The sequence below is a fragment of the Cobetia sp. 3AK genome, assembly GCF_029846335.1.
GTDB classification, from domain to species: Bacteria; Pseudomonadota; Gammaproteobacteria; order Pseudomonadales; family Halomonadaceae; genus Cobetia; species Cobetia marina.
In genome coordinates, this window is the sequence record NZ_JARWKR010000005.1 from 182384 (window position 1) to 193742 (window position 11359).

Annotated in this window: 10 protein-coding genes; 2 read left to right on the forward strand and 8 right to left on the reverse strand. The window is 61.5% G+C overall.

The genetic code is table 11. The annotated features are described in order from the left end of the window. Positions 1-12 precede the first annotated feature (12 nt). The gene (locus QD228_RS08990) at positions 13-1707 is read right to left on the reverse strand and encodes an L-lactate permease (RefSeq protein WP_279875270.1); all 1695 of its coding nucleotides are present in this window, start codon (positions 1705-1707) and stop codon (positions 13-15) included. Positions 1708-2097: 390 nt separating this feature from the next. On the opposite strand from QD228_RS08990, the gene QD228_RS08995 reads away from it, so the two are divergent. Then, entirely contained in the window at positions 2098-3078 is a 981-nt protein-coding gene (locus QD228_RS08995; RefSeq protein WP_176503810.1) for a DMT family transporter, read from the forward strand. Between the two features lie 144 nt (positions 3079-3222). Here QD228_RS08995 and QD228_RS09000 read toward each other — a convergent pair whose 3' ends face one another. The 4 genes from QD228_RS09000 to QD228_RS09015 form a co-directional block, all read right to left on the reverse strand. Beyond that, positions 3223-3912, reverse strand: a complete 690-nt coding sequence (locus QD228_RS09000; protein WP_157109451.1) for a hypothetical protein — start codon at positions 3910-3912, stop codon at positions 3223-3225. A gap of 196 nt (positions 3913-4108) precedes the next feature. Beyond that, positions 4109-4513 carry a YkvA family protein gene (locus tag QD228_RS09005; RefSeq protein ID WP_077377519.1) on the reverse strand — a complete coding sequence of 135 codons (405 nt, stop codon included), beginning with the start codon at positions 4511-4513 and terminating at the stop codon, positions 4109-4111. 218 nt (positions 4514-4731) lie between these two features. After that, positions 4732-5457, reverse strand: a complete 726-nt coding sequence (locus QD228_RS09010; protein WP_279875272.1) for a pirin family protein — start codon at positions 5455-5457, stop codon at positions 4732-4734. A 49-nt stretch (positions 5458-5506) separates the two neighbouring features. Continuing rightward, a complete protein-coding gene (locus QD228_RS09015; RefSeq protein WP_084208395.1) occupies positions 5507-5968 on the reverse strand; it encodes a DoxX family protein in 462 nt (153 codons plus the stop codon). A 131-nt stretch (positions 5969-6099) separates the two neighbouring features. Between QD228_RS09015 and QD228_RS09020 the strand changes: the two genes are divergently transcribed. Then, positions 6100-7041 (forward strand): LysR family transcriptional regulator, encoded by a 942-nt coding sequence (locus tag QD228_RS09020; RefSeq protein WP_077377508.1) that lies wholly within the window; start codon positions 6100-6102, stop codon positions 7039-7041. A 59-nt stretch (positions 7042-7100) separates the two neighbouring features. On the opposite strand, the gene tdh is transcribed toward QD228_RS09020, so the two are convergent. From tdh to QD228_RS09035, 3 genes are all read right to left on the reverse strand, one after another. Next, a complete protein-coding gene (gene tdh, locus QD228_RS09025) occupies positions 7101-8126 on the reverse strand; it encodes an L-threonine 3-dehydrogenase (RefSeq protein WP_279875273.1) in 1026 nt (341 codons plus the stop codon). Next, positions 8123-9361: a glycine C-acetyltransferase gene (locus QD228_RS09030; RefSeq protein WP_279875274.1), complete on the reverse strand. Its 1239-nt coding sequence runs from the start codon at positions 9359-9361 to the stop codon at positions 8123-8125. Before QD228_RS09030 ends, tdh begins: the two co-directional genes overlap by 4 nt. Positions 9362-9680: 319 nt before the next feature. After that, positions 9681-11159 carry a BCCT family transporter gene (locus tag QD228_RS09035; protein WP_279875275.1) on the reverse strand — a complete coding sequence of 493 codons (1479 nt, stop codon included), beginning with the start codon at positions 11157-11159 and terminating at the stop codon, positions 9681-9683. Positions 11160-11359 lie beyond the last annotated feature (200 nt).

Below are 11359 nucleotides of genomic sequence, written 5' to 3' on the forward strand. Positions count from 1 at the left end.
CGTGGCGCTCTGTCAGCGCATCAAGCCATCCACCACGCCCAGGCCATGGAAGGCGATCATGCCGATGATGCCGGCGAAGATCACGTAGTAGAGCGTCGGCAGGATCGTCTTGCGCAGGGTGATGCCTTCACGCCCCAGTAGCCCGACGGTCGCCGAGGCGGCGACCACGTTGTGGATGGCGATCATGTTGCCGGCAGCCGCGCCGACGGCCTGGAGGGCGACCATCATGGCGCTGGAGATGCCAAGCGCCTGGGCCACATTGAACTGGAAATCCGCCAGCATCAGATTGGAGACGGTGTTGGAGCCGGCGATGAAGGCCCCGAGGGCCCCGACGCTGGGGGCGAACAGCGGATAGATGTCGCCCACGCTGTCAGCGATGAACTGCGCCATGGCCACCGGCATCGATACCAGATCTGCCTCGTTCACGCCGGAGTTGATCAGGATGCGCACCATGGGGATCGTGAACAGCAGCACGAAGCCTGCGCCCAGAATCGTGCGGCTGGATTCCGTGACGGCGGCACTGACATCCTGCATGCGCATGCGGTGCAGCACGACGGTCAGCAGCACCACGATCACCAGGATACCGCCGGGCAGATACAGTGGTTGCAGACTGCCGGAAATATCACTCTCGCCCAGGATACCGCTCCAGCCGAAGCTCAAGGAGGTCAGCGCTTCCTTGAGCGGCTCGATGACGCGGGACATCACCAGCAGCACTGCCAGCAGTACGTAGGGCAGCCAGCCCATGCCGACCGAGAGCGGCGTGCGGCCCTCGACGGGCTCCAGCGTCATGTCCAGCTTGCCCACCCATTCCTCGGGCCAGTGGTCAGCGTTCGGGAAGTCCCAGGTCCTGCTGGGCAGCAGAAAGCCCTTGCGCGCCGCGGGTACCACGATGGCGAGGCCCACCATGGCGCCGATCATCGAGGGGAATTCCGGCCCGAGCAGCAGGCCGGCCAGTACATAGGGCACCACGAAGCAGATACCCGCGAACAGCGCGAAGGGAGCGACTTCGAGTCCCTCGCGCCAGGAGCGATTGGCCCCGAAGTAGCGCACCATCACCGCCACCATGATGAGTGGCATGCAGATACCGATGATGCCGTGGGTAATGGCGACTTCCGAGGTGATCAACTGGAAGTAGCTGTCCCAGCTTGACCCGTTCGCGGCCAGAGCGTCACTGACGCCAGCCTTGTCGAGTCCTCCCGAGACACCGACCACGATGGGGGTGCCGACAGCACCGAAGGAGACCGGAGTGGATTGCACCATCATGCCGACCACGACGGCGGCCAGTGCCGGGAAGCCCAGTGCCACCATCAAGGGGGCAGCGACGGCAGCGGGTGTGCCGAAGCCTGAGGCACCCTCGATGAAGCAACCGAACAGCCAGGCGACGATGATGGCCTGTACTCGCCGGTCCGGGCTGATGCCGGAGAAGCCATTGCGGATCGCGGCAATGCCGCCGGAGTGCTTGAGCGTATTGAGCAGCAGCAGGGCACCGAAGATGATCCACAGGATCGCCACCGTCAGTATCAAGCCCTGCAACGATGAGGCCATGACACGTGTGAAGGTCATGTCCCAGGCAAGCAGGGCGATCAGGGCCGTGACCACGAAGACGATGGGCATGGCAATGCGGGCAGGGATTCTGAACCCTATCAGCAAGATACCAGCCAGTATCAATGGCGTGAACGCCAGAAGCGCCATCCATGATGCATTCATGTCAATACTCTCCTTCGCATGAAAGGGTGATTGTCTTTTTGTTGGTTTTTGTCACTGCAATGTGAAGGTTGATCCAGAGTTTGGCGTTGAGTTTTCATCCACACTGCGGGAAATCACCGTAGGGCTCACCAGATCAAGGTAAGCGAGGAAAACATTCTTGGCGACGTCATGTTGACTGGTAATACCAGTGTCAAACACCGTTTTGAAGACGCGAATATTCGAAGTTTTTCATGAGGTTATGAAAGCCCTGGATAGGCAGTCATGGAGTTTCAGAGACTCTGGTTACGACCAATGAGGGATGGGTTTATGTGTCTTGAGGACTCTTGTTACGCTGCGATTGCGGCTGATAAATCATCGAAGATTTGATTTTCCTGAGACAAGGGAGCATGAATGGCAAAACTGGGTAGTGTGTTGGTCGTATTGGCCGCTTTTCAATGGGGGCTGACAGGTGGGATTGGCAGCTTGCTGATGTCCTGGGGCTGGGAGGCTGAAGTCATTTCCTTCTGGCGTGCCCTTGTCGGGTTCATCTGCATGCTGGCCTGGATGGTATTGCTGGGCTACCACAAGGTGCCGGCCAGGAAACCGCTCGCGTTGATGGGGTGGTCGCTGCTGGCGGGGGTAGGGGTCGCCGGCAACTTCATGTTCTATTTCACGAGTGTCAGCATGAGTGGTGTCGCCGTTGCCGCGACTCTCATGTATAGCGCGCCGATTTTCGTCTATATCACGTCATTCCTGGCCCGGGTGGAACGCCCGACACCAGTGAAGCTGATTTCCATCGTCGGTGTGATGATCGGCATCGTACTGCTGACGGGGGTGCTGCAATCCGGGAGTGGCAAGGTGACTCCCCTGGGTGTCCTGTTCGGACTTCTGGCGGGTGTGTCATACGCCATCTTCATCTTTGCCTTCAAGTCAGCCACGCGTCATGGCAGCACCCCTGGGGTATTGGCCATCGCGTTGGGCGTGAGCAGTCTGGTGATGTTGCCGTTGACGAATCTTTCACAGGCAGTGGCGGTCCCCTTCGCCGATGAACTGTGGCTGATTCTGGTATTCGGCCTGGTGGGGGGAGGGTTCTCCTTCTATTGCTATGTGATCGGCCTGAAGAATACCTTGCCGTCGGTGGCTTCCATCATCGCCATGATAGAACCGATCACGGCCACCTTGTTCGGGGTGTTCGTGTTGGGAGAAGGCATGGACATGATGCAACTGGCAGGGATGGCACTGATTCTCGTGGCGATCACGACCCTGAGCCTGGCGCAGAATGGCCCTGAGGTATTGCTTCGCCTGCCGTTGGGCCTGCGGGGCGGAAAGCCGCGCAACATGACAGCCTCCACCCGTGAGGAAGGTGGCGGTACTCAGGCCAGCAAGGGATGAGGCTGCAGACGACTGGTTTGGCCCGACGATGTCGGTTGCCAGGATGAAATGACCTGAAAGAAGCAACGAATGGCATGGCCATGCAAGAACGCCTCGACCACCATGTGGTCGAGGCGTTCTTGTACTAGGGGCGGACGGCAGGCGTCAGATGGCGGGTGGAGAAACGACCGCGACGTGCCTCAGTGAGGGTTGGCTGGCCTGGATGAAGAAGTCATTCATCGTCAGCTGAAGGTATTTCTTCATCATGTCGCGGGCAGGCATCAGCATGCGATCCCCGAGGTCAAAGTTGCCGGTCTGATGAGGTACGGAGTCCTTGACCGTGTAATTCTTGCGATAGAGGAGTTGCTCATCCTTGTCATAGAGGCAGTACACCACCTCGAAATCGGCAATCACATCGAAGTCTTCATTGGCGATGCCGAAGGTGAGCAGATTCATCGGCAGATTCTTTGCCATCAGATAGTCGAGATAGACGGGGCCACGGTTCTCGTGGGCCTGAATCTCGACCTTGAGGCGATAGTCCTTCTCGCGGGCATCATGCGTGATTACCGAGGTGCTGGGTAACTGTTCGCGCAGCAGCAGGTCGAAATTCTTCATGGGCGGTGAAGAGGCGCGCGGCAGTTTCACGCTGCCCAGTGGGCGCATGGCCTGGGTCGCGGCACCCGAGAACAGATTGGCCTGAGGCTGGCTGTAATAGATGTCGGGGTAGAACGTCTTGTGTTCATAGGCCAGAGACTGCACCGGCTGAATGTTGGGCATATCGATCTCGGCACGCGAGGCGCAGCCGGTCATCAGCAGCAGCGCGAGACCTGCCGTGGCGAATTTCAACATTGTCATGGAGGCATCCTGCGCTTTCGGGGGGCTCGTGGGCATGAAGATATGACTTCACGGTAACACGCACGGTGTCACCCGCTAAACGAGCGCTCTACACGGCATTCAACACTGTTGACACCCTGTTCATGGCGGGGAGGTCGTGGCCAGTGGGCCGTGTGCCGCCACGAGGGGGAGGCGCTGCCAGGCGCGTCGTCTGCCGTCAATCGAACCAGCGCTTGAGCACCTTGTCCGCGCGTGCGCGATGTTCCGGCTTGATATGGGCCGCCACGATGGCCACCGCGCCCGCCATCAAGGTGATGTCGTCGGTGTAACCCAGCAGGGGGGTGAAGTCCGGCAGGGCATCGATGGGGGAAATGAAGTAGCCCAGCGCGCCATAGATGGTGGTTCTGGCCCAGACAGGGGTATCAGAATCCTGCGCCGCGAAGTACATGCGCAGGGCGGGATTGAGTGCTGTCTGGCCGGCCTTGCGGGCGACCGACGAGACCTTGTGCCAGAAACCTTCCTCGCTGTACTCGGAGGCGTGGGCCGTGAGGGGCTGTGCATCCGGTGCCGGCAATCTGGGTGTCTCGGGTGGAGTGGACGTGATGGTCGTGTCCTTGCTCATGGGGTGTCCTCCGTCAGCTCACGAGGATGGCGATGACGGCCAGCCTCGCGCTTGATCGTATCATGCCTCCCTATGACAGATGTCGCCCAGCCACGTTCCCTGCCAGGTGTCCTCCCATGTGGACGTGCCATAACGACGCCTCCCCGCCGACAGTGATATGGGCGGGGAGGCGTCGTGGATCTAAAGCCACTCATGGCCAGAGGCCATCGGAGGCCAGCTCAAGCGGGCAGGTCGAACAGCAGCGCATGCAGACCTCGCGCCTCAGCGAGAGTGGCCTCGGGTTCATGATCCAGCGTGACGGCATCCCCCGCGGACAGGGGCAGGCTCTGCTGATCCTTGCCCTTCAGTGTTGCCGTCCCGTCGATGACGTGCAGGTAGTAGCGGCGCTTTGCGTCCAGTGGCAGTTCCAGTGCTGTGGGCTGCTCGTCATCCCCTTGCAGGCCGATGCGATACATCCGGGAATCCTGATTGATGGACAGGATGCCGTCCACGGCCTCTTGTGGCGGGGCGATCAACAGGTCGAGTCCCTCGCGTGCCGTGAAGGGTTGCTGCTGATAGCGCGGCGTCAGGCCCCTGGCATCCGGGGTGATCCAGATCTGCAGGAAATGCAGTGGCTGGCGAGTCGAGGGATTGTACTCGCTGTGCTCGATGCCGCTGCCGGCACTCATCAGCTGGACTTCGCCCACTCCCAGGGTGCGATGTGAGCCCATGGTGTCACGATGCTCGATGCTGCCTTCCAGCACATAGCTGATGATTTCCATGTCACGGTGCGGATGCGTCTCGAAGCCTGCGCCGGGTGCCACGGTGTCATCATTGAGCACGCGCAGTACGGAGACGCCCATGTGATTCGGGTCATAGTAGCTGGCGAAGGAAAAGCTGTGGCGGCTCTCCAGCCAGCCAAATCGAGCATGACCGCGTTCTGCCGCTGGACGTAACGTGAACATGGCAACCTCCTCAGAGTGTCGTGGTGTCTGCCGGTGAGTGAAGCAGGCTTCAGTCTTCGCGCACGGCGTTGCTGCCCGGTTGCAGTACTCGATCAAGGGACAGCTTGCCGCCGCCGGTGATCATGAGGCTGGCCGCGATGGTCAACAGGGCCAGCGCGTACTCGAAGCCGTTGTTGCTCATGAACAGGCCATTGCCGATATGCACGGTCAGGATGGCGATCAGCATCGTGAAGACCAGCACGGCAGCTGCCGGGCGCGTCAGCAGGCCGATGAGAATGGCCAGTCCGCCGAAGAATTCACCGCTGCCGGACAACAGTGCCATCAGGTAGCCGGGCTCGATGCCCATGGAGGCCATCCACTGTCCTGTGCCTTCCAGACCGTAGCCGCCGAAGGCGCCGAACAGTTTCTGTGACCCGTGGGCCATGAAGATGATGCCGGTGGGCACGCGCAGCACCAGGCTTGCGAGGCTCGTGTCAGTGGACATCAGGCGAGAGAGGGCGGATTTGAACATGAGTGGCTCCAGGGATCAGGTAAGGGGTGGATTTTCAAATCAGTGTGTCTGATCGATGGCGCTACTATAAAATGTGGTGTCGCAGAAAAATAACGGAGGATTCTGGTCTGATTGATCAGAATTTTTGAACCATGGTCTCACCCATCACGCTGGACGCGCTGCGCGTACTGGATGCCATTGACCGACGTGGCAGTTTCGCCGCCGCCGCCGAGACACTGCACCGCGTGCCCTCGGCGATTTCCTACTCGGTGCAGAAGCTGGAGGAAGAGCTGGGCGTGCCGCTGTTCGACCGTTCGCGCCGCAAGGCCGAACTGACCGATGCCGGACGCCTGGTGCTGGAGCATGGGCGACGCATTCTGCTGGCCACCGATGAGATGACGGCGCTGGCGCGTCAGGCGGGGGCGGGCTGGGAGGTCGAGCTGCGTATCTGCGTCGATTCCATTCTTGAACCGGACGCGCTCTATCCGCTGTTGGAGGAATTTCAGGCCATCCAGCCGCGTACCCGGGTGGTACTCGGTGAGGAGGTGATGGGGGGCGCCTGGGAAGCGTTGCATGACAACCGCTGTGATCTGGTGATCGGAGCGCCCGGCGAGGCACCGGTATCGGGGTTGTCGAGCCGAGTGTTCGGGGCGATCGAGCCGGTCTTCGCCGTGGCGGCCGGCCATCCGCTGACGCATCTGCCGCAGCCGCTGTCCGCCGACGCCCTGCGTGACTATCCCACCGTCATCGTGGCCGACAGTTCGCGCAGCTTGCCCGGGCGCTCTTCGGGGCTGCTGGATGGTCGCAGTCAGATCATCGTCAAGACCACGGCGCAGAAGATAGACGTCCAGCGCAGGGGGCTTGGTGTCGGCTATCTGCCATTGCACCGGATTCGTCAATCACTGGAAGACGGCAGTCTCACGGTGCTGCCACTGGAGACGGATCGTGCGCCGATCGATCTCTCCCTTGCCTGGCGCAGTGGCCGTCAGGGCAAGGCGCTCAAATGGATTCTCCAGCGTCTCTCGGCTCCCGGCATGGGCGAGGCCTTCGGGCTGTTACCCCGCGAGGCGACGACTGACCGGCACGCGCTCTGACGATCGGGGGCAGACGATCGGGAGCTGACTGGCGTGGGGGAGCCATCGAGTAAAAGCCCTCAGCCCCAGTCGAGCACTACCTTGCCCGACTGACCGGAGCCCATGATCTCGAAGCCCTGCTGGAAGTCATCGACGCGCAATCGATGCGTGATGATGGGCGAGAGATCCAGCCCAGACTGGATCAGGCTGGCCATCTTGTACCAGGTCTCGAACATCTCACGGCCATAGATGCCCTTGATGGTCAGCCCCTTGAAGATGACCTTGGTCCAGTCGATGGCCATCTCGCCGGGGGGAATGCCCAGCATGGCGATCTTGCCGCCGTGGTTGATGACATCGAGCATCTGACTCACGGCTGACGGCACGCCGGACATCTCCAGCACTACATCGAAGCCCTCATGCATGTCGAGCTCCGCCATCACCTCCTTCAGGGATTCGCGGCTGACATTGACGGTGCGGGTCGCGCCCATCCGCTCGGCCAGTGCCAGTCGATAGTCATTCACGTCGGTGATCACCACGTGGCGAGCCCCGATATGGCGGATGACCGCCGCCGCCATGATGCCGATGGGCCCGGCACCGGTGATCAACACGTCCTCGCCGACCACATCGAAGGCCAGCGCCGTATGCACGGCATTGCCGAAGGGGTCGAAGATGGCCGCCAGGTCATCGCTGATCTCATCCGGCAGCTTGAAGAGGTTGTAGGCGGGCAGGGCGAGATATTCGGCGAAGGCGCCCGGACGGTTGACGCCCACGCCCTCGGTATTGCGACATAGATGGCGACGCCCCGCGCGGCAGTTGCGGCAATGGCCACAGGTGATGTGCCCTTCGCCGGAGACACGGTCGCCGATCTCGTAGCCGCGCACCTCGCTGCCCAGTGCGACGATTTCCCCCGCATACTCATGACCGGTGACCATCGGCACCGGCACGGTCGCCTGTGACCACTCATCCCACTGATAGATGTGCATGTCCGTGCCGCAGATCGCGGTCCTGCGGATCTTGATCAGCACATCGTTGTGGCCGATTTCCGGCACGGCCGTCTCGGTCATCCAGATCCCGGGTTCGGGCTTGAGCTTGGCCAGCGCCTTCATGCATCACCTCCCGTCGCAGACCCGATCACGCCCATCTCGCGGCCGATGCGCGTGAAGGCCGAGATGGCCGTGTCGATCTGCTCCGGGGTATGCGCCGCCGAGAGCTGGGTGCGAATGCGCGCCTGTCCCCTGGGCACCACCGGATAGGAAAAGCCGATCACGTAGATGCCGGCCTCCAGCAGGCGATTGGCGAAGTCACCTGCCAGGCGTGCATCGCCGATCATCACCGGAATGATGGCGTGGCCGGCGCCCGCGAGGGTGAAGCCGGCGGCCTGCATGCCGGTGCGAAAGCGTTCGACGTTCTCCCACAGCTTACGGCGCGCCTCGGCGCTGTCCTCGATTCTGTCCAGCGCCTTGAGGGTCGCCGCCACGATGGGCGGTGCCAGCGAGTTGGAGAACAGATAGGGGCGAGAGCGCTGGCGCAGCCACTCGACGATGGGCCCGCGTGCGGCCGTCACGCCTCCCGAGGCACCGCCCAGCGCCTTGCCGAAGGTGGTGGTGATGATGTCGATCTGATCCATCACGTCATGGTATTCGTGGCTGCCACGCCCGTTGTCGCCGACGAAGCCGGTGGCGTGGGAGTCATCCACCATCACCAGCGCGTCGTAGCGGCGGGCGAGTTCACAGATGCCCTTGAGATTGGCGATCACGCCATCCATTGAGAAGACACCATCGGTGGCGATCAGCTTGAAGCGTGCGCCAGCCGCGTCCGCCTCCTTGAGGCGGGCCTCGAGTTCGCGCATGTCATTGTTGGCATAGCGATAGCGGCTAGCCTTGCACAGCCGCACGCCATCGATGATGGAGGCGTGGTTGAGCGCATCGGAAATGATGGCGTCTTCAGGGCCGAAGAGTGTCTCGAACAGGCCACCATTGGCATCGAAGCACGAGGAATAGAGGATGGCATCGTCCATGCCCAGAAAGGCCGCGAGGCGCTTTTCCAGCACGCGATGCTGATGGTGAGTGCCGCAGATGAAGCGTACCGAGGCCATGCCGAAGCCATCACGCTCCAGCGCCTGTTGCGCGGCCGCGATCAGCTCGGGGCTATCGGCCAGGCCCAGATAGTTGTTGGCGCAGAAGTTGATGACCTGGGCGCCTTGTCCCTCGTCTTCATCACTGGCGGAAACCTGGATGCTGGCTCGCTGGGGCGAGGTGATCTCGCGCTCCTGCTTGTAGAGGCCTTCTTCATGCAGCGTATTGATCTGACGGCTGAGGTGGTCGTGGAAACTGGCTGGCATGCGTCGCTCCTGTCTGTCGTGATCCTGTCGCTTCCGATCGATGCTGTACGCCTTGGGGAAACGTGGTGACACACACTTCAGCCTAGTAGGTCGTTGTCAGCACAGCAGGGCTCTGTCGGCGTCGAGGGCGCAAGACCCGCCATTCCATTCCTGGCAGGTGATGAAAAAAGGCAGGCATCAGATGTGACACGGCCCTGCACCTCGTTAGAGGGCAGGGCCGTTGTGCTGGACAGATTGCGTTGCGACAGATTGCGTCGCGCCAGAACGTTGTCCTGGATTGCGTCGGCACGCGCTGCGGCGTACCTCACGCCATGGCGGTTCAGCGCTGGGTAAGTGGCACCGATGCCGGGATGGCCTGGGAGGCGCGATCACGGCGTACGCGGATCACGAAGGCGATCACCAGGGCGAAGATGCCGAAGGCGACCGGTATCGCGGCGACCGAGATCAGGCTCAGCAGGGTCTTGTAGACATCGCCGCCCAGCCAGCTGACCACGATGGCCAGGGCGGCCATGGCGATGATCCAGAAGGCGCGTGAGCGCTTGACGGTCAGCATCTCGCAGACCAGTCCTGCCGAGTCGGCACTGGTGATGAAGAACAGCAGGATGTTGAGCGTCAGTATCACCGAGAGGATGCCGGTGGTATCGATGGTATCGATCAGCTTGAACACGTCCTCGACGCCCAGACTGAGGCTGCCGAGACCGAATACCACGAACCACAGGCACGAGAACAGGGTCGGCACCAGCATCACCCCCAGCACCATGCCACGCAGGGTACGGCCCTTGGAGATGCGCGCCACGAAGACGCCGGTAAAGATGAACCAGCCGTACCAGGCAGCCTCGAAGGCATACAGCCAGTCGGCCAGCCACGCCTTGCGCTCCGGATCACCCAGGCCGATGTCGGTGGCCATCGCCGGGTACTTGAGCAGGTATTCCGGCACCAGACGCACGAAGGTGGAAAGGATGTCGCCGGGGACGGTCAGCACCAGCACGCCGATCATCAGAATGATGGCGAACAGGGTGTTGTAGTTGCTCAGCCACTTGATGCCGCGCTTGAGGCCAGAGGCGGAGGAGATGATGGCGCATACGGCCAGCACGCTGATGATCAGGGTCGGGCTGAACTCGATGCCGACCAGCTTGACCAGTCCCTGCTGGATCGGGGTGGTCGCGTAGGTGAAGGACAGCGACAGGCCGATGACGGTGGAAACGACGAGGCTGACCAGATTGAGCTTGCTCCACAGGCCATTGCCCAGCAGTTCTTCGGCGGGCTTGGTCATCTTCATGTTGTACATGGCATGCGCGAACAGCGCGCCGATGGCCAGATAGCCCGCCCAGGCAAGCAGGCCCCAATGATTGAAGGCATTGAGCAGTGCCATGTCGGTGCTCTGTCCGGCATCGGTGTGGTACTTGGGTTCCAGCACGCCCCAGGTGAGCAGGCCGATGCCCATGCCGGTGGCAAACAGCATGCCCATCCAGCTCAGGGTGTGGAATTCCGGTTCGCCTTCACCGAAGCGCAGCTTGCCCAGCGGCGTGAAGCACACCGCGACCATCACCAGCGAGATGGCGAAGGCCGGCCAGGTGAAGATGAAGCCGAGATTGCCGATCACCGAGGTCTTGACGGTGTCGAGGGCCGCGAGGAATCCCGTCGGGAAGAGGGCGGCGGCGCCGATCAGCAGCATGATGACCGCGACGGTGGCGAGCGAGGTGAGGTACTTGCCCTTGGCGGAGTCTGTGTCCCCCAGGCCGCAGACGGAATCCGTGGTGGCCTCGGGCTGGCGGGAGGAGGAAGTGTCGGTCGTCATGAGAGCGCGATTCCTGAAGTTGTTGTTGTCGAACTGGCAAGCTGACGGCAGCAAGAAGTCGTCAAGAGAGGGCAGATAACGATGGCTGACTCCTGTGGGTGGCAAGGACCTCATAAGCCTATCTTGCCCTCTGGTTAATTTTTGGTTATTGGCGACCAGCATTTGCCATAACACGACATTATGTGTCTCGTGGAACGCCT